The sequence below is a fragment of the Streptomyces sp. NPDC091682 genome (genome assembly GCF_044756625.1).
Classification (GTDB): domain Bacteria; phylum Actinomycetota; class Actinomycetes; order Streptomycetales; family Streptomycetaceae; genus Streptomyces.
On record NZ_JBIVTH010000001.1, the window covers coordinates 251,093 to 276,459 of the forward strand.

Annotated in this window: 27 protein-coding genes; 13 read left to right on the top strand and 14 right to left on the bottom strand. The window is 73.1% G+C overall.

From position 1 onward, the window contains the following. Positions 1 to 439: 439 nt before the first annotated feature. Both ACIQK6_RS01210 and ACIQK6_RS01215 read left to right on the top strand, forming a co-directional pair. Positions 440 to 2,044 carry an MFS transporter gene (locus ACIQK6_RS01210; protein ID WP_402694070.1) on the top strand — a complete coding sequence of 535 codons (1,605 nt, stop codon included), beginning with the start codon at positions 440 to 442 and terminating at the stop codon, positions 2,042 to 2,044. A gap of 155 nt (positions 2,045 to 2,199) precedes the next feature. Then, positions 2,200 to 2,691 carry a hypothetical protein gene (locus ACIQK6_RS01215; RefSeq protein WP_329099408.1) on the top strand — a complete coding sequence of 164 codons (492 nt, stop codon included), beginning with the start codon at positions 2,200 to 2,202 and terminating at the stop codon, positions 2,689 to 2,691. Here ACIQK6_RS01215 and ACIQK6_RS01220 read toward each other — a convergent pair. The 4 genes from ACIQK6_RS01220 to ACIQK6_RS01235 all read right to left on the bottom strand — a co-directional run bounded on the left by ACIQK6_RS01220 (position 2,672) and on the right by ACIQK6_RS01235 (position 5,372). After that, positions 2,672 to 3,295, bottom strand: a complete 624-nt coding sequence (locus ACIQK6_RS01220; RefSeq protein WP_329099407.1) for a nucleoside triphosphate pyrophosphatase — start codon at positions 3,293 to 3,295, stop codon at positions 2,672 to 2,674. The genes ACIQK6_RS01215 and ACIQK6_RS01220 overlap by 20 nt on opposite strands. A 42-nt stretch (positions 3,296 to 3,337) precedes the next feature. Then, on the bottom strand, positions 3,338 to 3,472 hold the full coding sequence (mmpB, locus tag ACIQK6_RS01225; protein ID WP_263411711.1) for a morphogenic membrane protein MmpB: 135 nt from the start codon (positions 3,470 to 3,472) through the stop codon (positions 3,338 to 3,340). A gap of 79 nt (positions 3,473 to 3,551) precedes the next feature. Next, positions 3,552 to 3,761, bottom strand: a complete 210-nt coding sequence (locus ACIQK6_RS01230; RefSeq protein WP_329099406.1) for an acyl-CoA carboxylase epsilon subunit — start codon at positions 3,759 to 3,761, stop codon at positions 3,552 to 3,554. Positions 3,762 to 3,779: 18 nt separating this feature from the next. Beyond that, entirely contained in the window at positions 3,780 to 5,372 is a 1,593-nt protein-coding gene (locus ACIQK6_RS01235; protein ID WP_329099405.1) for an acyl-CoA carboxylase subunit beta, read from the bottom strand. Positions 5,373 to 5,503: 131 nt separating this feature from the next. Here ACIQK6_RS01235 and ACIQK6_RS01240 point away from each other — a divergent pair, with 131 nt between their 5' ends. The 6 genes from ACIQK6_RS01240 (at position 5,504) to ACIQK6_RS01265 (ending at position 12,656) form a co-directional block, all read left to right on the top strand. Next, the gene (locus tag ACIQK6_RS01240) at positions 5,504 to 6,370 is read left to right on the top strand and encodes a biotin--[acetyl-CoA-carboxylase] ligase (protein ID WP_327383599.1); all 867 of its coding nucleotides are present in this window, start codon (positions 5,504 to 5,506) and stop codon (positions 6,368 to 6,370) included. A gap of 196 nt (positions 6,371 to 6,566) precedes the next feature. Next, positions 6,567 to 7,730 carry an adenylate/guanylate cyclase domain-containing protein gene (locus ACIQK6_RS01245; protein ID WP_329099404.1) on the top strand — a complete coding sequence of 388 codons (1,164 nt, stop codon included), beginning with the start codon at positions 6,567 to 6,569 and terminating at the stop codon, positions 7,728 to 7,730. A 24-nt stretch (positions 7,731 to 7,754) separates the two neighbouring features. Beyond that, positions 7,755 to 8,558 carry an enoyl-CoA hydratase-related protein gene (locus ACIQK6_RS01250; RefSeq protein WP_329099403.1) on the top strand — a complete coding sequence of 268 codons (804 nt, stop codon included), beginning with the start codon at positions 7,755 to 7,757 and terminating at the stop codon, positions 8,556 to 8,558. Positions 8,559 to 8,770: 212 nt separating this feature from the next. Next, positions 8,771 to 9,886 (top strand): GGDEF domain-containing protein, encoded by a 1,116-nt coding sequence (locus tag ACIQK6_RS01255; protein WP_329099402.1) that lies wholly within the window; start codon positions 8,771 to 8,773, stop codon positions 9,884 to 9,886. 107 nt (positions 9,887 to 9,993) lie between these two features. Beyond that, the gene (hutH, locus tag ACIQK6_RS01260) at positions 9,994 to 11,535 is read left to right on the top strand and encodes a histidine ammonia-lyase (RefSeq protein ID WP_402694273.1); all 1,542 of its coding nucleotides are present in this window, start codon (positions 9,994 to 9,996) and stop codon (positions 11,533 to 11,535) included. Between the two features lie 383 nt (positions 11,536 to 11,918). Beyond that, positions 11,919 to 12,656 carry a class I SAM-dependent methyltransferase gene (locus ACIQK6_RS01265; RefSeq protein ID WP_329106186.1) on the top strand — a complete coding sequence of 246 codons (738 nt, stop codon included), beginning with the start codon at positions 11,919 to 11,921 and terminating at the stop codon, positions 12,654 to 12,656. Positions 12,657 to 12,788: 132 nt separating this feature from the next. Here ACIQK6_RS01265 and ACIQK6_RS01270 read toward each other — a convergent pair whose 3' ends face one another. Beyond that, complete coding sequence (locus ACIQK6_RS01270) at positions 12,789 to 13,202, bottom strand: nuclear transport factor 2 family protein (protein ID WP_329106185.1); 414 nt, start codon at positions 13,200 to 13,202, stop codon at positions 12,789 to 12,791. 86 nt (positions 13,203 to 13,288) lie between these two features. On the opposite strand from ACIQK6_RS01270, the gene ACIQK6_RS01275 reads away from it, so the two are divergent. The 3 genes from ACIQK6_RS01275 (at position 13,289) to ACIQK6_RS01285 (ending at position 15,400) form a co-directional block, all read left to right on the top strand. Further along, complete coding sequence (locus ACIQK6_RS01275; protein ID WP_329106184.1) at positions 13,289 to 13,855, top strand: PadR family transcriptional regulator; 567 nt, start codon at positions 13,289 to 13,291, stop codon at positions 13,853 to 13,855. Next, a complete protein-coding gene (locus ACIQK6_RS01280; RefSeq protein WP_402694071.1) occupies positions 13,842 to 14,627 on the top strand; it encodes an SGNH/GDSL hydrolase family protein in 786 nt (261 codons plus the stop codon). Before ACIQK6_RS01275 ends, ACIQK6_RS01280 begins: the two co-directional genes overlap by 14 nt. 194 nt (positions 14,628 to 14,821) lie before the next feature. Next, entirely contained in the window at positions 14,822 to 15,400 is a 579-nt protein-coding gene (locus ACIQK6_RS01285) for a hypothetical protein (protein WP_402694072.1), read from the top strand. Between the two features lie 48 nt (positions 15,401 to 15,448). Here ACIQK6_RS01285 and ACIQK6_RS01290 read toward each other — a convergent pair whose 3' ends face one another. The 9 genes from ACIQK6_RS01290 to ACIQK6_RS01330 form a co-directional block, all read right to left on the bottom strand. Beyond that, complete coding sequence (locus ACIQK6_RS01290) at positions 15,449 to 16,036, bottom strand: GNAT family N-acetyltransferase (RefSeq protein ID WP_329106178.1); 588 nt, start codon at positions 16,034 to 16,036, stop codon at positions 15,449 to 15,451. Positions 16,037 to 16,103: 67 nt separating this feature from the next. Continuing rightward, positions 16,104 to 17,516 carry a HAMP domain-containing sensor histidine kinase gene (locus tag ACIQK6_RS01295; RefSeq protein WP_329106176.1) on the bottom strand — a complete coding sequence of 471 codons (1,413 nt, stop codon included), beginning with the start codon at positions 17,514 to 17,516 and terminating at the stop codon, positions 16,104 to 16,106. Then, positions 17,513 to 18,244: a response regulator transcription factor gene (locus ACIQK6_RS01300; RefSeq protein WP_329106174.1), complete on the bottom strand. Its 732-nt coding sequence runs from the start codon at positions 18,242 to 18,244 to the stop codon at positions 17,513 to 17,515. The genes ACIQK6_RS01295 and ACIQK6_RS01300 overlap by 4 nt, the downstream gene beginning before the upstream one ends. A 34-nt stretch (positions 18,245 to 18,278) precedes the next feature. Next, a complete protein-coding gene (locus tag ACIQK6_RS01305; protein ID WP_329106172.1) occupies positions 18,279 to 18,860 on the bottom strand; it encodes a hypothetical protein in 582 nt (193 codons plus the stop codon). Positions 18,861 to 18,952: 92 nt separating this feature from the next. After that, a complete protein-coding gene (locus tag ACIQK6_RS01310) occupies positions 18,953 to 19,729 on the bottom strand; it encodes a cytochrome c biogenesis protein CcdA (RefSeq protein WP_329106169.1) in 777 nt (258 codons plus the stop codon). Continuing rightward, the gene (locus ACIQK6_RS01315; protein WP_329106167.1) at positions 19,726 to 20,373 is read right to left on the bottom strand and encodes a TlpA disulfide reductase family protein; all 648 of its coding nucleotides are present in this window, start codon (positions 20,371 to 20,373) and stop codon (positions 19,726 to 19,728) included. Before ACIQK6_RS01315 ends, ACIQK6_RS01310 begins: the two co-directional genes overlap by 4 nt. Continuing rightward, on the bottom strand, positions 20,370 to 21,131 hold the full coding sequence (locus tag ACIQK6_RS01320; RefSeq protein ID WP_402694073.1) for a thioredoxin family protein: 762 nt from the start codon (positions 21,129 to 21,131) through the stop codon (positions 20,370 to 20,372). Before ACIQK6_RS01320 ends, ACIQK6_RS01315 begins: the two co-directional genes overlap by 4 nt. Before the next feature lie 397 nt (positions 21,132 to 21,528). Further along, a complete protein-coding gene (locus ACIQK6_RS01325; RefSeq protein ID WP_329106163.1) occupies positions 21,529 to 22,092 on the bottom strand; it encodes a hypothetical protein in 564 nt (187 codons plus the stop codon). Positions 22,093 to 22,328: 236 nt separating this feature from the next. Beyond that, the gene (locus ACIQK6_RS01330; RefSeq protein WP_329106161.1) at positions 22,329 to 23,213 is read right to left on the bottom strand and encodes a CAP domain-containing protein; all 885 of its coding nucleotides are present in this window, start codon (positions 23,211 to 23,213) and stop codon (positions 22,329 to 22,331) included. 420 nt (positions 23,214 to 23,633) lie between these two features. On the opposite strand from ACIQK6_RS01330, the gene ACIQK6_RS01335 reads away from it, so the two are divergent. Together ACIQK6_RS01335 and ACIQK6_RS01340 are read left to right on the top strand one after the other, a co-directional pair. Beyond that, positions 23,634 to 24,344, top strand: a complete 711-nt coding sequence (locus ACIQK6_RS01335; RefSeq protein WP_402694074.1) for a hypothetical protein — start codon at positions 23,634 to 23,636, stop codon at positions 24,342 to 24,344. Between the two features lie 213 nt (positions 24,345 to 24,557). Continuing rightward, entirely contained in the window at positions 24,558 to 25,352 is a 795-nt protein-coding gene (locus ACIQK6_RS01340) for an NADPH-dependent F420 reductase (protein ID WP_402694075.1), read from the top strand. The last annotated feature ends 15 nt before the right edge of the window (positions 25,353 to 25,367 follow it).

The window sequence follows — 25,367 nt, forward strand, 5'->3', positions numbered from 1 at the left end:
ATGTAGTCGAGGTCTCTGTCTCTCCGGTCAGCGGCCCCGGGTGATTCTTTGTTGAGTCCCTACGAACGGCCCACAGTTTCTCTGCGGTCGTAAGCGGAGTTGTCCCCTTGTTTACTGATTGGTAGCCCGGCCGTCCCGCTGGGTGAACAGGGACAACACCGTACCCACTGCGATGCGGACCGTACGGGCCCGGACGGGTGGCAGCGCGCCGGGCGTGTCCTACGGATGGACGACATCGGGGCCCGCGACCGCGCGGCGGTGGCGGTGGCGGCATCGGCGTGACAACCCGGGCGGGCCGAACGGCGTCTCACGAACTGCGTGGAAACGACGACGACGAGACGAGGGCGAGGCACATGGCGTTAGAGGACTCCGTTCCGGGGCCCGCTCCCAACCGGTCCGGCGCGGCGGGGGCCGCGCGCTGCTCACCGGCGGCCGGGGCGTGAGCGCCGGGACGGAGGCGCCCGCGGATCCGGCCGGGCGCCGGGTCCTGTCGGCGGCGCTGTTCGCCAGCGCCCCGGCGGAGGTGTTCGATTTCCTGCTGCCGTTGTGGGCCGGCTCGACGCTGGGCGCCGGGGCCTTCGTGGTCGGCATGCTGATCGCCTTCGAGGCGGTGCTGTCGCTGATCGTGCGCCCGCTGGCCGGGGAGCTGGCCGACCGCTTCGACCAGCGGCGGGTGGCCGCGGTCGGCGCGGGTCTGTACGCCCTGTCGTTCGCCGGCTACGCGCTCGCCGACTCGCTGGTGGTGGCCTTCGTCGCGGCGGGCCTGGGCGGCGCCGGCGGCGCCCTGTTCTGGGTCGCCCTGCGGGCCTGGACCGGGCAGCGGGCGCAGGGCGGCGACGGCACCTCCGCCTACGGCAGGTTGCTGTCGGCGGAGGGTCAGGGCGCCTTCGTCGGCTACCTGGTGGCGTTCTCCCTGCTGGAACGCGGTGGCTATCCGCTGCTGTTCTGGCTGGGCAGCGCGGCCTGCGCGGTGGCGACGGGCTTGCTGCTGCGCGGGCCCCGCCAGGAGCGGGCCCGTGCCGCGACCGGGCGCCGGGAACGGTGGGGTGCGGCGGAGCGCCGGCTGCTGCCGCTGATGGTGGTGTCCGCGGTGACGGCCGCGGCCGAGGCGGGGCTGTGGATGCTCCTGCTGCTCCGGCTGCAGGCGGACCTGGGGCTGTCCCCGAACGAGATCGCGCTGGTGTTCACCCCCGGTTTCGTGGTGTTCGTCCTGCTGCCGGCGCACGCGCACCACCTCACCGACCGGCTGGGCCGCACCCCGGCCATGGTCGCCTCGTTCGCGGCGGGCGCGCTGTTCGCCGGAGGGCTCGCGGTGGTCTCCACGCCGCCGGCCGTCGCCGTCCTGTGGACCGTGGCCGCCGCCTGTTTCGCCGCGCAGATCCCGGTGGAGCAGGCGACCGTGGCCGCCGCCTCCGGGGGGCGGATCGGCCGGGCCATGGGCCTGTACGAGAGCGCCCGCCTGGCCGGTGTGGTGGTCGGCCCCCTGGTGATGGGCCTGCTCTACGAGGAGGCCGGCTGGGTCGCCGCCTGCGCGGCGGCCGCGGCCACCTCGGTCCTGGGGGCGCTCGTGGTGCCGTACGCGGTCCGCACCCTGGGCCTGGCGCAGGAGGACAAGGAGTCCGGGCCGCGGCCCGGCGACGGGGGAGGGGGCCAAGAGGCCACCGACATCGACAGGGGCATCGACATCGACACGAACACGGGCACGAACACGGACACGAACACGGGGACGGGGGCGGACATGAGCGAGTGGGAAGTGGCGCGGCCGGCGGCGGAGACCGGCCCCGGGCCGAAGGCCCATGCCCGCAAGGAGCGGCGGGACTGGTACCTCCACACGGTCGCGTTCGCGCTGGGGCAACTGGTCCTGTGGTACCTGGACTCCAGCTGGATCGTTCGGCAGCTCACCGATGGTGCCGTGCCCGACGGGCAGCGCGGACCGCTGGTCTGGGTCGGCCGGATCTGGCTGACCATCTGGGTGATCGACACCGTCTGGTCCTGGTCGTACACCGTCTGGCCGCGGGAGAAGAAGCCGAAGCCGTCGGCGTAGTCCCGACGTACGGCGTGGCGCGGGGCGCGGTGCGGGCGCGCCGTGGGGCGGGAGACGTCTGCAAGCCGGGTGCGCGGATGTCTTGCCCGCCGGGCTACCCGTTAGTAGCCTCCAGGGCGTCGAACGGGCTTGTGACACGTGGGGGTGGGGGCGTCGTGCTGCGAAGACTCGTGGCCGGACTGGCCGCGATCGTGCTCGTCGTGGAAGCGGCGGCGCTCGTGCTCGTCCACATCGTGCTGGGCCGGACCACGGCGAACCAGTCGATGTCGATCGCGGGCAGCGATCCGGATGTCATGTCCAAGGCGACCTACGTCATGGGGGCGGGCATGGGCGCCTTCCTCGTCCTGTGCGCCGTGCTCGCCGCCACCACCGCGCTCCGCGACCGCTCCCCGGGCCGCTTCGGCCGCGTCGTGCTCATCAGCGGCGCCGTCGCGCACGGGGTGCTCGGCATCCTCTGCGTCGCCTTGGTCGGCTGGGCCGCCTTTGCGGCGATGATGTTGATCCTGTGTCTGCTCGTACTGACCCTGACGTCCTACGCCGCCCGGCCCGCCCGGCCCGGCGGGAACGGCAGCGGCGAGGGCGGTGCGGGCGGGGACACCCCGCCGCCACCGCCGCCGTTCGGGGAGCTCAAGCCCACAAGTCCGTGATGGACACGTCCAGTTCGCCCAGCAGGGAACGCAGCAGCGGCAACGACAGCCCGATGACGTTGCTGTGATCCCCGTCGATGCCGTCGATGAACGGCGCCGACAGCCCGTCCAGGGTGAACGCCCCCGCCACGTGCAGGGGCTCTCCGCTCGCCACGTACGCCGCCACCTCAGCGTCCGTGGGCTCACCGAACCGGACCGTCGTCGACGCCGTGGCCGAGACCTGACGGCCGTCCGCCGTGTCGATCACGCAGTGCCCGGTGCGCAGCACGCCCGCGCGTCCGCGCATCGACTTCCAGCGCGCGGTGGCCTCCTCGGCGTCCGCCGGCTTGCCCAGGGCCTCGCCGTCCAGCTCCAGCACCGAGTCGCAGCCGATCACCAGGGCGCCCGCGGCCTCGTCCAGCCCCGCCACGACGGCGGCCTTCGCCTCGGCCAGGGCCAGCGCCAGGGCGGCCGGCTCGTCGTGGTTCAGGGTGTCCTCGTCGAAGCCGCTGACGATCACGTGCGGGGCGAGCCCGGCCTGCCGCAGCAGGTTCAGCCGGGCGGGGGAGGCGGAGGCCAGGACGAGCGTGCGCCCGGTCGTGGAGGGCTCAGGTGTCGCAGTCATGGAGGCCATCGTAGGCGCGGCCCGGACCCCCCGAACAGGGCGTTAGAAGTGGCCCACACCCAGGACGTACACCACCACGAGCATGGCGAGGGCGAGCACCAGGGTCAGCCGCCGGATCATCGCCTGCGCGTCGCGCATGTCCTTGGGCGGCTCGTTCTTCGGGTCGGACCAGAGCATGCCCCGATCCTGGCGCGGGAACGGCGGTGGCGCCTGAGTACGGGTACTCAGGCGCCACCATCCGTTCATACCGATCGGGCTACGCGGGCCAGTACGTACGGCCCCAGGCCCGCGGCCCCGGATGCGGAACCCGCCGCCGGGCCACCCGGGCCGGCGCCGACCACTCGTCCGCGACCGGCGGAGCGCCCGACGGCGCCACGGCCAGCGCCGCCGCGCGCGCTCGGACCACCGCCAGTGCGGCGGCCAGCTCCTCCGGGGTCGGGTTGCCCTTGACGACCTTGATCACCACAGAGTCCTCCTGGAGGGGCTAGAGCGGGATGTTGCCGTGCTTCTTCGGGGGCAGGGACTCCCGCTTGGTACGCAGCTGCCGCAGCCCCTTCACCACGTGCGCCCGGGTCTCGGACGGCATGGTCACCGCGTCGATGTACCCGCGCTCGGCCGCCGTGTACGGGTTGAGCAGCGCGTCCTCGTACTCGGCGATGAGCCGGGCCCGGGTCTCCTCCACCTCCTCGGGAGCGGCCTCCGCGAGGGTGCGGCGGTGCAGGATGTTCACCGCGCCCTGCGCGCCCATGACGGCGATCTGCGCGGTCGGCCAGGCCAGGTTCAGGTCCGCGCCGAGGTGCTTGGAGCCCATGACGTCGTACGCACCGCCGAAGGCCTTCCGGGTGATCACGGTGATCAGCGGAACGGTGGCCTCGGCGTACGCGTAGATCAGCTTGGCGCCGCGCCGGATGATTCCGTTGTACTCCTGGTCGGTGCCCGGAAGGAAGCCCGGGACGTCCACGAAGGTCAGCACCGGGATGTTGAAGGCGTCGCAGGTCCGTACGAACCGCGCCGCCTTCTCGGAGGCGTCGATGTCCAGGCAGCCGGCGAACTGCATCGGCTGGTTGGCGACGATGCCCACCGGGTGGCCCTCGACCCGGCCGAAGCCGGTCAGGATGTTCGGCGCGAAGAGCGCCTGCGTCTCCAGGAACTCCGCGTCGTCGAGCACGTGCTCGATCACGGTGTGCATGTCGTACGGCTGGTTGGCGCTGTCCGGGATCAGTACGTCGAGCTCGCGGTCGGCGTCGGAGACCTCGGTGTCCGCCTCGTCCGGGAAGGAGGGCGGCTCGGAGAGGTTGTTCGACGGCAGGTACGCGAGCAGTGACTTCACGTACTCGATGGCGTCCTTCTCGTCGCCCGCCATGTGGTGCGCGACGCCGGACGTGCTGTTGTGCGTGCGCGCCCCGCCCAGCTCCTCGAAGCCGACGTCCTCACCGGTGACCGTCTTGATGACGTCCGGGCCGGTGATGAACATGTGCGAGGTCTGGTCGACCATGACCGTGAAGTCGGTGATCGCGGGGGAGTACACGGCGCCGCCCGCGCAGGGCCCGACGATCAGGCTGATCTGCGGGATCACGCCGGAGGCGTGGACGTTGCGGCGGAAGATCTCGCCGTACATGCCCAGCGCGCTGACGCCCTCCTGGATGCGGGCGCCGCCGGAGTCGTTGATGCCGACGAGGGGGCATCCGGTCTTCAGCGCGAAGTCCATGACCTTCATGATCTTCTGGCCGTAAGTCTCGCCGAGGGCCCCGCCGAAGACGGTGAAGTCCTGCGAGAACACGGCCACCGGGCGGCCGTCCACCGTGCCGTAGCCGGTGACGACGCCGTCGCCGTAGGGCCGGGTCTTCTCCAGCCCGAAGTTGGTGGAGCGGTGCCGGGCGAACTCGTCGAGCTCGACGAAGGACCCCTCGTCCAACAGAAGGGCAACCCGCTCACGCGCCGTCAGCTTGCCCTTGGCGTGCTGCTTCTCCACGGCACGCGCGGACCCGGCGTGGGTGGCTTCGTCGATGCGGCGCTGCAGATCCGCGATCTTGCCCGCGGTGGTGTGCATGTCGATCGGCTCTGACGGATGTGACATCGGGGTCGCGGCTCCCTGCATGGTGTCAACTGCCTGGTCAATTGATTGACTACTGCTGGCTACTGGTGCGTAGCGTATCGGCGGGCATGGCGCTCGGCAGTGCGGCGTTTGACACACCTACTGTGGCTTGCATGACGCCATCAGATGCCTCAGCAGGTGCTTCCGCCGGTCGCTGGTCGAGCCTGGACCGGCCGCCCCTCAACGCCGCCGCCCTCCAAAGGGCCCTCGTCACCGGGGACGGGCTGTGGACCTCCGTGGAGGTCGTCGCCAGTACCGGGTCCACCAATACCGACCTTGCCACCCGGGCGGCGCAGTTGCCCGAGGGGGCCGTGCTCGTCGCCGAGGAGCAGAGCGCCGGGCGCGGGCGGCTGGACCGGAGCTGGGTCGCGCCCGCGCGGTCGGGGCTGTTCTTCTCGGTCCTGCTCAAGCCGGGCGACGCGGTGCCGCAGGAGCGGTGGGGGTGGCTGACCCTGCTGGCCGGGGTGGCCACCGCGACCGGGCTGTCCCGGGCGGCCGGCGTGGACACCGCCCTGAAGTGGCCCAACGACCTGCTGGTCACCGTGGACGGCGAGGAGCGCAAGACCGGCGGGATCCTCGCCGAGCGGGTCGAGGACGGCGTGGTCCTCGGGATCGGGCTCAACGTCACCCTGACCGAGGACGAGCTGCCGGTACCGGCAGCGGGGTCGCTGGCGCTGGCCAAGGCCTCCGTGACCGACCGGGACCCGCTGCTGCGGACCGTCCTGAGGTCCCTGGAGGAGTGGTACGGGAGGTGGCGCGCGGCCGGTGGCGACCCCGCGGCCAGCGGCCTCCAGGAGACCTACGCGGCGGGCTGCGCGACCCTGGGCCGGCACGTCCGCGCGGAACTGCCCGGTGGGCGCACCCTCACCGGAACGGCCGAAGCGGTGGACACCGATGGCCGCCTGGTGATCCGCACGGCCGAGGACCGGCACGAGACGGTGGGCGCGGGCGACGTCATCCACCTGCGTTCCGTGCACTGACAGGGGGAGCGGGTGCCGGGTGCGGCGCCGTGCCGGGGCCGCCGCCCCGGACCCCGCACCCAGGTCGCGGGCGGGCCGGAAGCGGGGAGGGGGAGTGAGCTACGGCACACCTGCCGTATGGTTTAGGCGATCCCGGTGCTCGTGGTGATCAACCGGTTCGCAGGGCAGTGCGCACGGAATGGACAGGAGGCGGCCCTTGACCGTCGACGACCCTACGTCCAGCGCGTCCGCCGGTGGCGGCTCCGCGTCCGGCCCGGGCACCCCGATCGGCCGTGACCAGCACACCCCGCACCACGAGGTCGACCACACGGTCCAGCCGACGGCGGATCCGCTCGCCATCCGGCTGGAGCAGCTGATCCTCGGTGCCGAGCGCCGGTACACCCCGTTCCAGGCCGCCCGGAGCGCGGGCGTGTCCATGGAGCTGGCTTCGCGCTTCTGGCGGGCCATGGGCTTCGCCGACATCGGGCAGGCCCGGGCGCTGACCGAGGCCGACGTGCTGGCCCTGCGCCGGCTCGCCGGCCTGGTGGAGGCCGGGCTGCTGTCCGAGCCGATGGCCGTGCAGGTGGCGCGGTCCACAGGGCAGACCACCGCCCGGCTGGCGGAGTGGCAGATCGACTCGTTCCTGGAGGGGCTGACGGAGCCGCCGGAGCCGGGCATGACCCGTACGGAGGTCACGTACCCCCTGGTCGAGCTTCTGCTGCCCGAGCTGGAGGAGTTCCTCGTCTACGTGTGGCGGCGCCAGCTGGCGGCCGCGACCGGGCGCGTGGTGCAGGTGGCCGACGACGACGAGATGGTCGACCGGCGGCTCGCGGTGGGCTTCGCCGACCTGGTGGGCTTCACGCGCCTGACCCGGCGGCTGGAGGAGGAGGAGCTCGGCGAGCTGGTCGAGTCCTTCGAGACGACCGCGGCGGACCTGGTGGCCGCGTACGGCGGCCGGCTGATCAAGACCCTCGGTGACGAGGTGCTGTACTGCGCCGACGACGCGGCGACGGCGGCGGAGATCGCGCTGCGGCTGATCGAGACGATGGAGCTCGACCCGCAGATGCCCGAGCTGCGGGTCGGGATCGCCTTCGGCACGGTGACCACCCGGATGGGCGATGTCTTCGGGACCACGGTGAACCTGGCCAGCCGGCTGACGTCCATAGCTCCCAAGGACGCGGTGCTGGTGGACGGGGCGATGGCCGAGGAGCTCTCCCGGACCGGGGCCGCCCCGGTGTCGGAGAAGGAGGCCGAGACGGCGCCCGACGAGGGTGCGTCCTACCGGTTCGCGCTCCAGCCGATGTGGCAGCGGCCGGTGCGCGGCCTCGGCGTCGTGGAGCCCTGGTCGCTGACGCGCAGGAAGCCTAAGATCCCCCGGTAACGTTCGTTAACCGGGAGGGTTCCTATGGCGTCCGAGTCCGCATTCGAGTCGGAGTTCGTGGCGGTGCGCCGCCACGAGGGCGGGGTCGCGGAGCTGGCCCTGGACCGCCCCAAGGCGATGAACGCGGTGTCGACCGCGATGGCCCGCGCCCTCGGGGCGGCCTGTGCCGAGCTGGCCGCCGACCGGTCCGTGCGCGTGGTCGTGCTCTCCTCGACGTCCGAGCGCGCCTTCTGCGTCGGCGCGGACCTCAAGGAGCGGAACTCCTTCTCGGACACCGAGCTGGTCCGGCAGCGGCCGACCACGCGGGGGGCGTACGGGGGCGTGCTGGCGCTGCCGATGCCCACGGTCGCGGCGGTGCACGGGTTCGCCCTGGGTGGCGGCTTCGAGCTGGCCCTGGCCTGCGACGTGATCGTCGCCGACGAGACCGCGGTGGTGGGCCTGCCCGAGGTCTCGGTGGGCGTGATCCCCGGTGGCGGGGGCACGCAGCTGCTGCCGCGCCGGGTGGGTGCGGCACGGGCCGCGGAACTGATCTTCACGGCGCGCCGGGTCGAGGCGGCCGAGGCGCTGTCCCTGGGGCTGGTGGACTCGGTGGTCCCCGCCGGCCAGGACACGGCGCAGGCGCTGGAGCTGGCGTCCCGGATGGCGGCGAACTCCCCGGTGGGCCTGCGGGCGGCCAAGCGGGCGCTGCGGCTGGGGCACGGGATGGACCTGGAGGCCGGTCTGGAGATCGAGGACGCGGCCTGGCGGACGGTGGCCTTCTCGGGCGACCGGGTGGAGGGCGTCGCGGCGTTCAACGAGAAGCGCAAGCCGAACTGGCCGGGGGAGTAGCCGGCGGGGCGGAGCCGGACGGAGTCGGACGGAGCCGGACGGAGTCGGGGCGGAGTCGGGCTGGTGTCGGCCTGGTGTCCGGGCGGCGGTCGGGCGGCGTCCGGAGGTCGCCCGCGTCCCGCCGGCGCCGCCCATCACCCTTGGTGATCTTGGTGGTACCGAAAGCCGCGCCAATTGTCTCCAAATCTGACAAAAGTCCCTAGCCTGGGGTGATGGGAGTTGACGGGCGGCTACGAGCCGTTGTGGGACTCGCCCAGGCGATGGCCGCGGCCTGCGCGCCGCGGGACAGCGTGCGGGCGGCCGCGCGGGGGGCGCGCGTGGCGCTGGACGGCTCGTTCGCCGCGATCTCCGCGTGGGAACGGGAGCGGGGGCGCCTGCGGGTGCTCGTGAACGAGGGCGAGCGGCGGGCGGGCGAGGAGGAGTTCCCCGAGGACGAGTCCTACCCCGTACACGACTTCCCCGAGATCACCGAGTTCCTGCACGAGGTCTGGGTGGGCGGCGGCGGCCCGCACGCCTGGGTCGAGAGCGCCGTGGGCGACCGGCCGGGGCGGCGCGGGGAGGCCCTGCGCCGACGCGGCCGCGGGACCTGCGTGGTCGCGCCCATCGTGCTCAGTGGTCGCGCCTGGGGCGAGCTGTACGTCGCCCGGGACGAAGGGTTGCCCGACTTCGACGAGGACGACGCCGATTTCGCCACCGTGCTCGCCGCCGTGGTCGCGGCCGGCCTCGCGCAGAACGAGCGGCTGGAGGAGGCCCGGCGACTCGCCTTCACCGACCCGCTGACCGGGCTCGCGAACCGGCGGGCGGTCGACATGCGGCTCGACGAGGCCCTGGAGGAACACCGGCGGACCGGGGCGGTCGTCAGCCTCGTCGTCTGCGACCTGAACGGGCTGAAGGCGGTCAACGACACCCTCGGCCACGCCATGGGGGACCGGCTCCTGGAGCGGTTCGGGTCGGTCCTGAGCCTGTGCGGCGCGATGTTGCCCGGATCGCTGGTGGCCCGTCTCGGCGGCGACGAGTTCTGCCTGGTCGGGGTCGGCCCGACGGCCGACGAGATCGTGCGCGTCACCGAAGAGGTGTGCACCCGGGCGGCGGAGCTGGAGCTGGGCGAAGGGGTGGCCTGCGGCGTGGCCTCCACCGGGGATCCGATCGGGCTGGTGAAGTCCTCCCGGCGGCTCTTTCGGCTCGCGGACGCCGCCCAGTACAAGGCGAAGGCCGCGCGCTCGCCGAAGCCGGTCGTGGCGGGCCGGGACACCGCGGTGGTCCGGCTCGCGGACGCCGCCGCAGCGGAGGCTCCCGGAGAGCGGCGCCGCTTCCGTGGCCGCCAGTGACCGGCGGCTCGCGGTACCAATGGGTAAGGGGCCCGCCCGCGTCGCGATCGTGACAACTTCGCCTAGTGACATGAAGCGATTCAATCCGTAGGGTGCTGAATATGGATATGCACACTGTCGTGGTGGGGACGTCCGGGACCACCGCCGAAGACGTCATCGCCGTAGCCCGCGGCAACGCACGCGTCGAGCTCTCCGCGGAGGCGCTGGACGCGCTCGCCCGGGCCCGCGAGATCGTCGACGCGCTCGCCGCCAAGCCCGAGCCCGTCTACGGCGTGTCCACCGGGTTCGGTGCGCTCGCCTCCCGGCACATCAGCCCCGAGCTGCGTGCCCAGCTCCAGCGCAACATCGTCCGCTCGCACGCCGCCGGCATGGGCCCGCGCGTCGAGCGGGAGGTCGTCCGCGCGCTGATGTTCCTCCGCCTCAAGACCGTCGCCTCCGGTCACACCGGCGTACGCCCCTCCGTCGCGCAGACCATGGCCGACGTGCTCAACGCCGGGATCACCCCGGTCGTCCACGAGTACGGATCCCTGGGCTGCTCCGGCGACCTCGCACCGCTGTCCCACTGCGCGCTCGCCCTCATGGGCGAGGGCGACGCCGAGGGCCCGGACGGCACCGTCCGCCCCGCCGGTGAACTCCTCGCCGAAGCCGGCATCGAGCCCGTCGTGCTCCGCGAGAAGGAGGGCCTCGCCCTCCTCAACGGCACCGACGGCATGCTCGGCATGCTGGTCATGGCCCTCGCCGACCTCGGCAAGCTCTACACCTCCGCCGACATCACCGCCGCCCTCACCCTGGAGGCGCTGCTCGGTACGGAGAAGGTGCTCCAGCCCGAGCTGCACGCCATCCGTCCGCACCCCGGGCAGGCTGCCTCCGCCGCGAACATGGCCGCCGTCCTGCAGGGCTCCGGGCTCGTCCGCCACTACCAGGAGGAGACCGCCCCGCGCGTCCAGGACGCCTACTCGGTGCGCTGCGCCCCGCAGGTCGCCGGCGCCGGCCGCGACACCATGGCGCACGCCGCCCTGGTGGCCTCCCGCGAGCTGGCCGCCGCCGTCGACAACCCGGTGGTGCTGCCCGACGGGCGCGTGGAGTCGAACGGCAACTTCCACGGCGCCCCGGTCGCCTACGTGCTGGACTTCCTCGCCATCGCGGCCGCCGACCTCGGTTCCATCGCCGAGCGCCGCACCGACCGGCTGCTCGACAAGAACCGCTCGCACGGCCTGCCGCCGTTCCTGGCGGACGACGCCGGCGTGGACTCCGGTCTGATGATCGCCCAGTACACGCAGGCCGCCCTGGTCAGCGAGATGAAGCGGCTCGCGGTGCCCGCCTCGGCCGACTCGATCCCCTCCTCCGCCATGCAGGAGGACCACGTCTCGATGGGCTGGTCGGCCGCGCGCAAGCTCCGTACCGCCGTCGACAACCTGACGCGGATCATCGCCATCGAGCTCTACGCGGCCACCCGCGCCATCGAGCTGCGTCACGGGCTGACCCCGGCCCCGGCCAGCCAGGCCGCGATCGCGGGCGCGCGTGCGGCGGGCGTGCAGGGCCCCGGGCCGGATCGTTTCCTCGCCCCTGACCTGGCCGCCGCCGACGAGTTCATCCGTACGGGAGGCCTCCTGGCCGCGGTGGAGCCGGTGACGGGCCCGCTCGCCTGACGGCGGGCCGCGGCCCCCCCGGGGGGGGGGGGCCCCCCCCCCGCGGCCCGGGCCCGCCGCCCCCCCCCGCCCCCCGGCCCCCGGCCCCCCCCCCCGGCGCCCGCGGCCGCCCCCCCCCCCGCCCCGGGGGGGCGGGGCCCCGGGCCCCGCCCCGCCCGGCCCCCCCCCGCGCCGGGTGGGGGGGGCGCCCGAGTACGTCCCGTACGCGGGCGCCCCTCCGCCTTGCGATGCTGCCCCTCGGCCCCGGCGGGCCCGGGGAGACCCCATGACACCGAACGCCGCGGGCCCTACCGACGCCACTTTGACGACAGGACCGAGGGGCGTGTCCGGCACCCGGACGGAAATGGGGTGCGCGTGGGCTGCGGCGTTGGCAAGCTGCCCCGGTGAATCATGAACAGATCTCCAAGATCGCCCACGCCGACCACCCCATAAAGGCCCCGCTCGGCGACGAATCGGTACGCCGACTGCTCGAACACGGCGCACCGCGCGACGGCGAGCGGGTGCTCGACCTGGGGTGCGGTACCGCGGAATGGCTCCTGCGCGCCCTGGCCACGCACCCCCGTCTGCACGCCGAGGGCGTGGACACCTCGGAGGAGTCGGTGGCGCAGGCCCGCCGGTCGGCGGGCCTGCTCGGCGTCCAGGAACGTCTCGTCGTGCACCAGCAGAAGGCCGCGGACTTCGTCTCCGACCAGCCCTTCGACCTGGTGCTCAGCGTCGGGGCCACCCACGCTTTCGGCGGCCTGCTGCCGACCCTCGCGGCGGCCCGGCAGCACCTGGCTCCCGGCGGCCGCGTGCTGCTCGGTGAGAGCTTCTGGGACCGCACGCCCTCCCGCGAGGCCGTCGAGATCTTCGGTGAGCTGCACGACCTCGCGACTACCCTGGACCTCATCGTCGACGACGGGTGGGCTCCGGTACACGCGCACGTCAGCACGCGCGAGGAGCTGGACGCGTACGAGTGGTCGTGCTTGGGCTCGCTGGCCTCGTGGGCCCTCGACCACCCCGTCGATCCGGACGCCGCCGAGGTGCTGCGGACGGCCGCCATCCGGCGTGCGGAATGGCTGCACGGCTACCGGGACAGCTTCGGCTTCGTCTCCCTGGTCCTGCGCCCGACCTCCGCCTAAGCCGTCGCGGGACCGTCCTCGTCCGGGCGTCCTGCCGTGACGGCGTGAGGGCGTGACGGCGAAGGAGTGCGGGCGTCCACGGCCGTCCGCACTCCGGCACGACGTCCATCGGACCGGCACCGAAGGCGGCGCCTAGACGAGACCGTCGGCGACCAGGCCGGCGAGGACCGCCTGCCCCAGGGCCTGCACGGCGGACTGCGGGCGGACCATCACGGTGAACTCCTTGATGCGGCCCGCCTCGTCGAAGTGGAGCAGGTCGATCCCGTGGATCTCCCGGCCGTCCACCGCGGCGCGGAAGAGCAGGACCTCCGCCGGGGCCTCCTCGCCGTCGGCGCTGGTCTCGGCAGCGCCCTCGAAGTCGCCGACGTAGCGGAAGTCCTCGAAGACCCGCAGCAGGACCCCGAAGAGCCCCAGGACCATGGGCCGGCCCTCGAAGGGCGTGAACTTCACCGGGCTGTAGAGCCGGACGCCCTCGGTGAACAGGTCCTCCAGCGCGGTGAGATCGCGCTTCTCCACGGCAGCACGGAAGCGTTCGGCCGTCTCCATGGCCCCTCCTCATACTCATGAGTCTGACTAGTCACTTTCATGAGTATGATGCAGGGGTTGGCGAGGAAGGGGAAGGGGCGACCGCGATGACTCTGCGCCATGCCGTACTGGCGGCTCTACTGGACGGCGAGTTCAGCGGCTACGAACTGGCGAAGTCCTTCGACATCGGCGTCGCGAACTTCTGGCACGCCCTGCCCCAGCAGCTCTACGCCGAGCTGGCCAAGCTGGAGAAGGAAGGGCTGGTCGAGGGCCGCGAAGTGGTCCAGGAGACCCGGCCCAACAAACGCCTCTTCCGGGTCACCGGGGCCGGCCGCACCGAACTGGAGGAGTTCGCCGCGGCTCCGCTGAAGTCCTCCGTCATCCGTGACGACCTCCTCGTCAAGGTCCAGACCGCCGACCGGATCGGCACCGGACCGGTGATCGCGCAGCTCGAGGCGCGCGCGGCCGCCGCCGACGCCAAGATCGAGCTGATCGGCAAGGTGCTGCGCAAGATGCGCGGCGACATGGACGAGGACGAGTTCCTGCTCCACGGCGAGCGGATCGGCGGGTACCTGACCGGTCTGCGCGGCCTCGCCTTCGAGCAGGGACACCGCGACTGGTGCCGCCGGAGCGCGGCGATCCTGAAGGAGAGGCTGGCCCGTGCCGAACGGTGAATACCTGCGCTACGTCGCCCTGGGCGACAGTCAGACCGAAGGCCTCGGCGACGGGGACGACTCCGTGGGCCTGCGCGGCTTCGCCGACCGGCTCGCCGAACACCTCGCCGCCGTCAATCCCGGCCTCCAGTACGCCAACCTGGCCGTCCGGGGACGTCGCGCCGGGCAGGTGCGCGCCGAACAACTGGGCCCCGCCCTGGCCCTGCGCCCCGACCTGGCCACCGTCGTCGCCGGGGTCAACGACGTCCTCCGGCCCCGGTTCAACGCCGCGGAAGTCGCCGGGCACCTGGAGGAGATGTTCGCCGCGCTCACGGCCGCCGGGGCCCGCGTGGCGACGGTGACCTTCCCCGACCTCAGCGTGCTCGTGCCCCTCGCCCGCCCCGCCGCACCGCGCATAGCCGACCTCAACGACCGCATCCGCGCGGCGGCCGCCCGCCACGGGGTCGCCGTCGCCGAGACGGCCCGGCCGGCCGCCGTGACCGACCCGCGGATGTGGACCGACGACCGGCTGCACGCCAGCCCCGTCGGCCACGAGCGGATCGCCGCGGCCCTCGCCCACGCCGTCGGCCTGCCCGGCAGCGACGACACCTGGACGCACCCGCTGCCACCGCGGCCGACCGCCCCGGGGGGCTCGACCATGGCGGCCGAACTGCGCTGGGCGGCCGCGTTCTTCGGCCCCTGGCTGGGCCGCCGCCTCCGCGGCCGCTCCTCCGGCGACGGCCGCACCGCGAAACGCCCCGCACTGCTGCCGCTGGCCTCCGCCGTCGACTAGGGCCGGGTGTTGTCGGTGGGGTGGCGTAGCGTCGGAGGCATGATCTCCGAACCGACGGGCCGGGCCGCGGGCCCCTACGACGCCGCCTTCCTGCCGCGGCTGCAGATGTCCTTCCGGGCTGCGCGCGAGCCGGTCACGGACCGGTGTCGAAGTTCGGCGGGCAGCCGGTCTGGCTGGAAGGACCGGTCTGGCCTGTGCATCCGCGTACGAGCGAGCCGCTCGTGTTCGTCGGACAGTTCCGGGTGCCGGGAGACGAGGTGCGCCTCGCGTACTTGTTCCTGCACGAGGAGGACATGGACATGGGCGGGGCCGCACCGGAGGACGGTGAAGCCGTCGTCCTGGTCCAGCCCGGCGGGCGGATTCCGTCCTTCGTGTCGGTCGGGCCTCCCGGTACACGGGGGAGGACCCTGTGGCGGTGGGGTCCGGACGACACGGAGGTTCCCGTCGAATGGCTGACGGACCTGACTCCGCTGGCGCCGGAACTCGACGAGGCCGCGACCCAGTCCGCCGCCTTCGCGCGGTGGCTGCGGGGCGAGGGCCCCAAGGTCGAATCCCCCGAGGGGGAACGACCCGAAGACTTCCAGGGCGGCGAAGCCGTCTACCCCAACCACCGCGCCTTCGGCATCGACGCCTCCTGGCGGTTCCTGTGTCAGTTCCAGGACCGGGGTGAGGACGCCTCAGACCCGTTCTTCCTCAACTTCGGCTACGGAAGCGGCTTCCTCTTCCTCAGTTCCGACCACCTCGAAGGCCGGTTCCTGTCGGATTGCAGCTGACGGCCGCACCCCTTGCGGCGCCCCTTGCGGTCGCTGACCGTCGCGGGATCAGACATCGCCCCGGACCAGGGCGTGCAGGTGCTGGTCGTGCCATCCGTCGGCGTGCAGCAGTGCGCCGCGCATGGTGCCTTCGAAGGCGTATCCGGCCTTGTCCGCCACGCGGCACGACGCCGGGTTCGCCACCGAGTGGCACAACCGCAGACGGTGCAGGCCGAGGTCGTCCAGTGCCCACCGGCTGACCCGCCGTGTCGCCTCGACGGCGACGCCCCCGCCACGTGCCGCGGGCAGCAGCCGGTAGACGATCTCGGCGCTGCCGCCCTGGAGGTCGACGTCGTTCCAGCCGATCAGGCCCACGGCCGGACCGTCCGGCCGGGCGACGGCCCAGATCGCGCCGAGCTCGGCCCGCCACCGCCGGTGCATGCGCTCGATCCGCTGACGCGCCTCTTCCGGGGAGTTCACCAGCAGCCGGTTCCAGAGGCGAACGGCCGGGTCCTGGCCGGCGGCGTACAACGCGTCCGCGTCGTCCGGGTGCCAGGGGCGCAGCTCCCACCCACCGGTCAGCGCGAGCACGGGCTGTTCCGACCGGGCCATACGACCTGCGGGAACGACGTGCGGTATCGGCGAGTTGGAGATCATCGCGGCATCCTGCCACAGCTCCCGCGGCTCGCCCTCCCCACCATCGGCCCGGCGGGCCCGTGCACGGTCACCGCGTGCGCGGCCACCACCGCGCACGCCTGCGCGAGCCGCGCGGTCCGCGCTCGGGCGGCGCGGGCGGTGCCAGGGCGAAGACCACGGTGATGTGCGCGCCTCCCTGCGGGCCGTGTGCGATGCGCATCGTGCCGCCGGTGACGGTCGCCGCCCTGCGGGCGATGTCGAGGCCCAGCCCCGAGGAGCCCGTGCTGCTCCCGCGCGAGAGGGCCCGGTCCGGTTCCGGGATGCCGGGCCCGGAGTCCTCCACCACCAGTTCCACGGCCTGGGCGGTACGGGCGACGCGGACCCCGAACGCGGTGCCGGCCGGGGTATGGCTGAAGACGTTGCCGATGAGCGCGTCCACCACCGCGGCGATGTCGTCGTCGCTGAGGCTGACGGCCGTGGGCTCCTGGGTGAGGTCCAGGGAGCAGGGGCGGTCCTGCTGCTCCGCCAGGACCGACCAGAAGGCGGTCCGGCGCCGCACCACATCGGCGACCTCGGACCGGGGACACTCGGACGACGGCCCCGCCCCGGTCGTCTGCCGGCCCGGATTCGTCTCCGCGCTGCGCATGCCGTGGCCCATCGGGCCCACGGCGAGGGGTGTCCGCGCCGTGGCGATGATGGCCTGGAGTTCCGACTCCAGCGCGTGGACCGCCGCCTCGACCCTGGCCGACTCCGGTGTGCCGGCCATCCGCTCCGAAGCCAGGTGCAGGGCGGTCAGCGGGGTGCGCAGCCGGTGGGACAGGTCGGCGACCAGTTCGCGCTCGATGGCGAGCAGTTCGGTCATGCGGTGGGCCATGGCGTTGAAGGCGACGCCGGCGTCGCGCAGTTCCTTGGGCCCCATGGGCTCCACCCGGGTGTCCAGATTGCCTTGACCGAGGGTGTGCGAGGCCTGGGCGAGCTTCTTGGAGGACCGGACGACCTTGGCTCCGAGCCGGTCGGCGACCAGTACCGAGCCGCCGACCAGGCCGACGGCGAGCAGGAACATGACCGCCCAGGAGGCCTTGACCCCGCGGGTCAGTTCCTCGTCGGGGACGAAGTTCTCGATGACGGCGACCCGGTCGCCGGGGAGCACCACGGGCTGCAGGCAGATCCATCCGCCCGGAGTCTTCTGGGAGATGGACTCGCGTCCCTGCTGGGCCCGTTCGAGCAGTTTCACGGGAGCCTGGGAGTCGCCGAGGCTCTGCGCGTCGGGGAGATGGATGACCAGGTGCTCGGCCGCGTCGAGTCCGGCGGCGGATTCGCGCAGCGCGGATGGGTCCGTGGTGAGCGTGAGGACGGGTGCGAGGGCTGCGGCGCGCTGCTCGGCCGCGGTGACGCTCTGCTCCTTGACCAGTGACATCACCAGTGCGCCGAGGGGTATGAGGAAGGAGAGCGCGACCATGGACGTCACGGCGAGCGCGACTCCCGCCAATGAGCGTCTCACCGCGGGGCCACCAGTTTGATGCCGACGCCGCGGACCGTCAGCAGGTAGCGCGGCGCCGCGGCGCGTTCGCCGAGCTTGCGGCGCAACGACGACAGGTGCACGTCGACGGTCTGGTCGTCGACGTACGGCTCGCGCCAGACCTCGGTCAGCAGCCTGCGTTTGGAGACGACCTGGCCCGTGTGGTGGGCGAGGAAGGCCAGCAGGTCGAACTCCCGCCGGGTGAGGTGGAGCTCCCGGCCGGCCAGGTACGCGGTACGCGCGCCGGGGTCCACCGCCAGCTCGCCCACGGTGGTGGCGCCCAGCGGGTCGGCGGCCGGCGCCGGCCGGGCCCCCGGCCCGGTGTGGGCGGCGCCCGCGGGGGGCGCGTGGCTGGTGCGCCGCAGTACGGCGGAGAGGCGGGCTATGAGCTGTCCTCCGGAGAAGGGCTTGACCAGGTAGTCGTCGGCGCCGGCGTTGAGGAGCTTGATGATTTCGGTCTCGTCGTCGCGGGCGGTGGCCACCAGGACGGGGACGGAGGATATGCCCCGGATCATCCGCAGTGCGTCTCCCCCGTCCAGATCGGGCAGGCCGAGGTCGAGGACCACCGCGTCGACGGGCGTCTGGGTGACCTCGCGCAGGGCGCCGAACCCGTCGCCCACGCTGCGCACGGCATACCCGTGCTCCGCCAGGACCTCGATGAGTGACTGGCGGATGCTGGGGTCGTCTTCCACGACCAGGACGCTGGGCATGGGCACACCTTAGGGGTTCGGTCCGGGCGCGCTCCTAGTGGGCGGCGAACGTCGGAGCCCCGTCGGTGAGGCGCAGGTGTACGGGGTGGTCGGCGACCGGGATGGTGCAGCCGTCCTGCGCGCTGCAGCTCGCGTATCCGAGGAGCACGGTCGCGTCCCCGTTGCCGTCGGCGCGGACGGGCAGGGTGGTGGTGACGGGGCCGTCCGGGTAGACGGGCATCGGGGCATCGACGCCGGGCACGCTGATGGACCGTACGTCGGCGGCGGCCGTCAGCTTCCCTTCGGCCTTGAGGACTCCGGTGACGTCCATGGCGGTCGGCCGGCCCACGCCTTCCACGCCGGTGGGCGGCAGTTCGGTGCTGTACAGGTGGAAGCCCTTCTTCTCGGGGGTGAAAACGGCGGTCAGCGTGCCCTTCGACGCGTGCCAGTCGGACACGGAGAGGGTGACGGTGACCCCGTTCTCGGTGAAGCTGGTGGTGGGCGGCGGAGCTGCGCCGGCGGCCGCGTCGTCCTGGGCGGACTGGTCGCCGCAGGCCGTGAGCGCGGCCAGGGTGAGGAGGGCGACGACCACGGTCCGGGCCGTCCGGGTGCGCCTCGTACGGGGGAAGACGTTCATCTGGGTCTCTGTGCCTCTTGTGTCGGGAAGACGGAGTCGGGAAAAACGGATCGGTTCTCGGGTCTTCGGGGCGGGCCCGTACGGGGAGTCGCTCACACGGCGGTGGTGAAGTCCGCGCTCCACAACTGCAGCCGGTACACCAGGTCGTTCCACACCCCGGTGGCCAGCAGGACGCCGACGAGCACGAGCATCCCGCCGCCGATCCGCAGGACCCACGGGTAGTGGCGTTTGACGAGGCCGAAGGCGTCCAGGGCCCGGCGGAAGGCCAGCGCGGCCAGGACGAACGGCAGCCCCAGGCCGAGACAGTACGCCGCCATCAGCAGCGCCCCGCGAGCCGCGCTGGCCTCGCTCCAGGCCAGTGCCTGTACGGCGGCCAGCGTCGGGCCGATGCAGGGGGTCCAGCCGACCGCGAACACCGCGCCCAGCAGGGGGGCTCCGGCCAGTCCGAGGGCGGGCCGCCGGTGGCTGCGGAACTCCCGCTGGGTGAAACCCGGTAGGAATCCCATGAAGGACAGCCCCATCAGCACGGTGAAGACACCGAGCACCTGGGTGACCACCTCCTGGTGGGCCAGCAGGGTGCGGCCGAAGTACCCGAACAGTGCGCCCCCGGAGACGAGGACCGCCGTGAAGCCGAGGACGAAGAGCAGCGCGCCGACGGCCATCCGGCTGCGGCGCCCGCCGCGGGCTTCGGCCAGGTCGGAGACCGACAGGCTGGTCACGTAGCTGAGGTAGCCCGGTACGAGCGGCAGCACGCACGGCGAGAGGAAGGAGACGAGTCCCGCGAGGAAGGCCACCGGGGCGGCGACGGCCAGGGTCCCGTGCAGGAGCGAGGGGGCGTCGGCGGCGGCGAGCGCCGGGAGCGTCGTCATGACGCCTCCTCCATCACGCGCGAGAGCAGCGGGCCGAGTTCGTCCCCAGTGACCGGTCCGCCGATGCTGACGGCGATGCGTCCGCGGCGGTCGAGCACGAGGGTCGAGGGGATCGCCTGCGGGTTGAGCAGGGCGGGGGGAAATCGGAGCAGGAGCTCGCCGGTGGGGTCGTGGAGGCTGGGGAAGCCGATGCCGTGCGCGCTGACGAAGGACCGGGCCGCAGCACGCTCCGGGTCGCGGGTGTTGATCCCGAGGAACCGGACGCCTTGGTCCCGGGTCTGCCGGTCGATCCGCGCCAGGTCGTCGGCCTCCGCCCGGCAGGGACCGCACCAGGACCCCCAAACGTTGAGCACGACGACGTGTCCCCGGAGGCCGTCGAGGGTGACCCGCTTCCCGTCGAGGTCGTCGCCCGTCAGCGCGGGCGCTGCGGGTCGATCGGCGGGGTCGATGACCTTGGCGTCGGCCGCGGTTCCGACTGCGGCCCTGATCGCGGTCGCCGGTCCGGCCGCCGCCTCCGCGCGGCTGCCGTCGGCGGCGACCGTGCCAACGGCGGCGTAGACACAGCCGGCCACGGCGGCCGTTAGGGCGGATCCGGCCAGGACCGCGGTGCGCACCCGGACCCGGCGCGGGCCCGCTGGTCTCACAAAGCCCACTTGCGCAGGAAGGCGTTGATCCCCTCCGCCGTGAGGGAGGGGTTGCCCGTGGCGTGGGTGTCGGTGCGCACCTTGCCGGACGCGTTGACGACGACGAGCACGGGCATCGTGTAGGTGCCGCCCGAGGGGCTGTACTTGCGCAGGAGCGCGGAGTTGGCGGAGCTGTTGCCACCGATGTCGATCTTGACCAGGTGGTACGAGGCTCCGAGGATCGCCGCCGTCTGCGGCTGGGCGAACACCTTGTCGGCGGCCTTGCAGTTGCCGCACCAGTTGGCCCCGAAGTCGAGCAGCACCGTCCTCCCGTCGGCCTTGGCCGCGGCCAGTGCGGCGTCGATCTGCTTCTGCGCGTCGGCCGAGCTGTCGTAGCCGGGCCCGGGGACCCGGGCCGGCGCGGGGGCGGCGGACGTACGGGCCGGCTTGGGGGCGGCCGAACCGCTCTGGGTCCGGGAGGGGGTCGGCGAGGAGGAGGCCTGCGCGGTTGCGGACGCCGACGGCGGGGCCGAAGCGCTCGGGGACGCCTCGGTGGACGCGGAGGCCGACGGCGCGGCCGCGGCGAGGGCCTGGGTGGACGCACCGGCCGTGGTGGGCGGGGCGGAGCCGACGCTCTCGGAGGACGGCCCGCAGGCGGCGCACAGACCCGCCGCGACCACGGCAGCGGCGACGAGCGGCAGCCGGGCACCCAGGGGCGCTGCGGAGCGGGGGTGCGCGGTGTGGCCGGCACGGACGGGTCGGAGTATGCGAGAAGTCATGGCGAAGACACCCCAAGGCGCGCTGAGAACTACGGGAAGGGCGAGAAGCCTCCCGACTCGGTGAAGCCGGCGGTCCTGCGGTTCGCCGGGGCGGTGTGCCCGGACGCCGGAGGCCGTTCGGCTGACGTGAGCATAGGACCGCGGCGGGCCCTGCGGACCGCCTGGGCGCGATCTTGAGGTTCCCCTAAGGAACAGATCACCTTCCGCTTCACCGGGCCCCCGCCGATGAGCGCATACGGGGAGGCGAATCCTACGAAAGGGGTCAAGCGGGACCGAGCGGTGCGGAGCGGCCGAAGCGGTCACGCGACAGTGGGCCGGCCGGGCGCCCGATCAGCCGGAAGCACGACCAACTGGCCGACTGGCCGACTGGCCGACTGGCCGACTGGCCGACCTGCCCTCAGAACGACGTCTCGCGGACGCTGGCCTTGGCCATCGGGTCGATCGTCGCGGTGATGACCGACCGGTGGTCCGAACCGCTGAACGTGACCGTCAGGGTGTCGTCTTCGGTCTGTGACGTGGTGGCCTTGAAGCCGCGGCTCGGGACCGCGGAGATCAGACACACGCCGCGGCTCCCGTACCGCACCGTGACCTTGCCGCCCTGCGAGGGGACGGTGTGCAGGCCGGGTCCGCCGGTCTCGCAGTCGACGCGGGGCTTGGGCGCGGGGGTCCGGGCGGCAGCCGAGGGCTTCGCGGACGGGGAGGGCGGGGCCGAGGGGGTCGGAGCCTCCGTCACGGTGGGCGAGGGGCTCGGGGAGGCGGAGGCGGTCGGGGACGGCGGGCCCGACGACGGTTCCTGCGCCAGCCACGCCGGCGGGGAGTCGAAGACCATGGGGGCGGAGCGGGCCACCGGCGGCGTATGGCGGGTGGAGCCGACCACGAACTGGACGGTGCCGAGCACGGCCGTCACGCTGGTGGCCGTGCACGACAGCCATATGAACAGGTAGCGCGGAAATCGAGGCACGGCCCCATAGTGGCCGACGGACCGGGCCGCGCGTCACCGACTCCCCCGCTCAGCACGTCGGAGCGCCGACGCCCGTGGCACCAGGGGCACGAACGCGGACGTCCTCCGGCACGAACACGGACGTCCTCCGACCCGCGTACGGGTCGGAGGACGTGTGCGGCCCGGCAGCCGGTGGGGGGTGACCAGCGCCAGGGGCCGGGGGGAGGAACAAGGAGGGAGGAACCGGGGGGAGGATCCTACTTCGACGTCCCGAAGTCCTGCGTCCACCACGGGCCGCCGTCGCCCTTGTGGACGCCTATGCCGATCTCCTTGAAGGCGCAGTTGAGGATGTTGGCCCGGTGGCCGGAGCTGTTCATCCAGGCCTTCATGACCGCGTCGGCGTCCGACTGGCCGCGGGCTATGTTCTCGCCGAGGCGGGACCACGCGTAACCGGCGGCCTCCACTCGACTGGTCATGGTGGACCCGTCGGGTCCGGTGTGGGACATGACGCCGCTGCGGGCCATGGTGTCGCTGTACGCGCGCGCCGCGGCGCTCAGCTTGCCGTTCATGGTCAGGGGGCCGCAGCCGGCCGTGGCCCGCTCCTTGTTGACCAGGGCGAGGACCGCGGATTCGGCGTCGCTGGAGGAGCTGCCGGATCCGCCGGACGATCCGCCGGAAGATCCGCCGGACGAGCCCCCGGAACCGCCCGACCCACCGGACGTACCGGATCCGCCGCTGCTCCCGCCTGACGTGCGCGGGGGCTTGCTGGCCGGGGCGGACTTGGCCGGGCCGTCCTCCTTCGCCGCGGGCTTCGCCGGAGCTGCGGACTCCGTCCCTTCGGCGGCCGGCGTCTCGGGCTGCAGCGAGCCCGTGGCGGCCGCGGCGTCGGCGGTGACCTCGGGGAGCGGAGCGGTCGGGCTCGCCGTCCCCGCGGTGTCCGCGGGGGTCGGCGTCCCGGTCTTCGATCCGGTGGCGCCGTCGGCCCGCTGGTCCACCTGCGTACCGCCGCCGGAATCGGCAACGGCGACGCCGACCGCCACCACCGCGGCGGCCGCGGTGAGGGACAGGACGATGCGCGTGCGCACCGCCTTCTTCCGCCGCGCCTCGACGCGGGACGGCGTTGCGGGAGTTCGGCTGCTCATGCCTGTAGCACCTCACAGAGGGAAAGGGGGTGGGGTACGACCGAGCCTAGGGTCGTGATCAGCCAAATCCGCACGCTGGAGGGGTTCTTCAAGTTCTCTTAAGGAAGCCCGCAGGGTCGGCTCAGGGGACGAACCCGGGCACTCCCCCGCTGTTCGGTCGATACGGACCCGGCGAACCATTGGCGATCCCCCGGCGAACCCGCGCCGCGCGCCCGTGCGTAGAGTTCGGCGCACGTCACAGACCGTACGACCCGTCGTGGGCGGCGCCCACCGCCCACGACGCCACGGGACCGGCGCAGGTCATGCGGCTCCTCGCCGACCCCCCGGCCCGGCCGCACCCTCGGGGCTCCGCCGCGGGCGGGCGCGCGCCGGTGGCGTGTGATCATGTCCGTCGATAGATCCGCACCTCATGGGGGGACCATGCGCACCCGCACCACCACCGCCACGACCGGTCTCGTGACCGCGCTCGCAGCGCTGCTCGTCCTCGCCGGCTGTACGGCGCCGGGCGACGGCCGGCCCGCGGCGTCGAGCTCCGTGGCCACCGTGCCCGCGCAGAGCGGCGGCGGGTCCGGCTTCGAGGGACCGCGGCCGCAGGACCAGAACCTGCTGGCGTGGACCGGGGACCCCAATGACGCGGGGCACGTCACCGCCCAGTCGCCGGCCGGGGTCGGGGGTCGGGTCACCCTGGTACGGATCGTCCTGCGCGAGCAGATCACCTGGTCGAACGTCTGGTTGGGGCTGGCCGGCATCGACCCGAACGCCCAGCTCGCCAACTGCTACCTCGGCGTGTACGACGCCAAGGGCGCCCTCGTCGCGGCCACCCCGGACATCTCCCCCCAGCTGATGACCGATGCGATCGCCAAGCCGTTCGCCCTCGACAAGCCGTTCACCGCCGCCCCCGGTACCTATTTCATCGCGCTGCTGCTCAACGGCACGTGGGCGACCAACGGCCTCACCCTGAAGTCCACGGGCGCCGGCATCTCGGTCAACGCGGGTCTGACGCCGCCGAACCTCCGGTACAGCACCCTGCTGACCGGTCAGACCTCGCTCCCGCCCACCGTGAACCTCGCCGAGCAGTCCACGAGCACCATCAACACCGGCTGGGCCAGCCAGTGGTACGCGATCTCCTGAGCCGCAGGAACCGGCTGCGGCCCGCGCTCGGGCGGTCCACGGTGGCCCCGTCCCCGTCGTACACCACGTAGGCGGACGGGGTCGGGGCGGCGGCCCGCGCCGGCTCCCCTACCGCCGGTCCGTTCGCGGAATCCGGGGAACGGCCGAAAGGTCGCGCCTCGGGCGACCTCGGGCGGCCTCGGGCGGCCTCGGGCCGATCAGCGGCCCTCCCGCGTGCCGATCGACCTCGTACGGCGGCGCGATCGCGTCCCTCGACTGGGCGATGCTCGCCGCGGGGCGGAATGCCGCAGTCGGGGCGGGGGTTGGTGTGGACGCGACACTGATCCCGGACGCACTGGAGAGCTCATGAAGATCGGCATCATCGGCGCGGGCAACATCGGCGGCAACCTCACCCGTCGGCTCACGGCCCTCGGCCACGAGGTCTCCGTGGCGAACTCACGCGGCCCCGAAACCCTGACCGTACTGGCCGAGGAGACCGGTGCCACCCCCGTCACCGTGGCGCAGGCGGCGCGCGGTGCCGAGATCGTCGTGGTCACGATCCCCTTCAAGAAGGTGCCGGACCTGCCGGCGGGCCTCTTCGACGAGGCCGCCGAGGGCTTCGCGGTCATCGACACCGGCAACTACTACCCGCGGCAGCGCGACGGCCGGATCCCCGGCGTCGAGGACGAGGGTCTCACCGAGAGCCGCTGGACCGAACGGCAGCTCGGACACCCCGTCATCAAGGCCTTCAACGGCACCTACGCCCAGGACATCCTCGACCGGCACCGCCCGGCGGGAGCCGCGGACCGGATGGCGCTGCCCGTCGCGGGCGACGACGCCGCGGCGAAGAGGACCGTACGCGCCTTGATCGAGGAACTCGGCTTCGACAGCGTCGACGCGGGCGGCCTCGACGACTCCTGGCGCCAGCAGCCCGACACGCCCGTGTACGGACTGCGCGAAGGCGTCGACGCGGTCACCAAGGCCCTCGCCGAGGCCTCGCCCACCCGCCCGGAGGCCTTCCGCGGCTGACCGTCACCACGGCCC

Coding starts and splice junctions, on each gene's coding strand:
- ACIQK6_RS01220 (WP_329099407.1), bottom strand. CDS start 3,295: ATGACTGCGACACCTGAGCCCTCCACGACCGGGCGCACGCTCGTCCTG.
- ACIQK6_RS01330 (WP_329106161.1), bottom strand. CDS start 23,213: ATGAGCAGCCGAACTCCCGCAACGCCGTCCCGCGTCGAGGCGCGGCGG.
- ACIQK6_RS01320 (WP_402694073.1), bottom strand. CDS start 21,131: ATGACTTCTCGCATACTCCGACCCGTCCGTGCCGGCCACACCGCGCAC.
- ACIQK6_RS01250 (WP_329099403.1), top strand. CDS start 7,755: ATGGCGTCCGAGTCCGCATTCGAGTCGGAGTTCGTGGCGGTGCGCCGC.
- ACIQK6_RS01235 (WP_329099405.1), bottom strand. CDS start 5,372: ATGTCACATCCGTCAGAGCCGATCGACATGCACACCACCGCGGGCAAG.
- ACIQK6_RS01270 (WP_329106185.1), bottom strand. CDS start 13,202: ATGGAGACGGCCGAACGCTTCCGTGCTGCCGTGGAGAAGCGCGATCTC.
- ACIQK6_RS01255 (WP_329099402.1), top strand. CDS start 8,771: ATGGGAGTTGACGGGCGGCTACGAGCCGTTGTGGGACTCGCCCAGGCG.
- ACIQK6_RS01240 (WP_327383599.1), top strand. CDS start 5,504: ATGACGCCATCAGATGCCTCAGCAGGTGCTTCCGCCGGTCGCTGGTCG.
- hutH (WP_402694273.1), top strand. CDS start 9,994: ATGCACACTGTCGTGGTGGGGACGTCCGGGACCACCGCCGAAGACGTC.
- ACIQK6_RS01300 (WP_329106174.1), bottom strand. CDS start 18,244: ATGCCCAGCGTCCTGGTCGTGGAAGACGACCCCAGCATCCGCCAGTCA.
- ACIQK6_RS01335 (WP_402694074.1), top strand. CDS start 23,634: ATGCGCACCCGCACCACCACCGCCACGACCGGTCTCGTGACCGCGCTC.
- mmpB (WP_263411711.1), bottom strand. CDS start 3,472: ATGCTCTGGTCCGACCCGAAGAACGAGCCGCCCAAGGACATGCGCGAC.
- ACIQK6_RS01310 (WP_329106169.1), bottom strand. CDS start 19,729: ATGACGACGCTCCCGGCGCTCGCCGCCGCCGACGCCCCCTCGCTCCTG.
- ACIQK6_RS01275 (WP_329106184.1), top strand. CDS start 13,289: ATGACTCTGCGCCATGCCGTACTGGCGGCTCTACTGGACGGCGAGTTC.
- ACIQK6_RS01305 (WP_329106172.1), bottom strand. CDS start 18,860: ATGAACGTCTTCCCCCGTACGAGGCGCACCCGGACGGCCCGGACCGTG.
- ACIQK6_RS01290 (WP_329106178.1), bottom strand. CDS start 16,036: ATGATCTCCAACTCGCCGATACCGCACGTCGTTCCCGCAGGTCGTATG.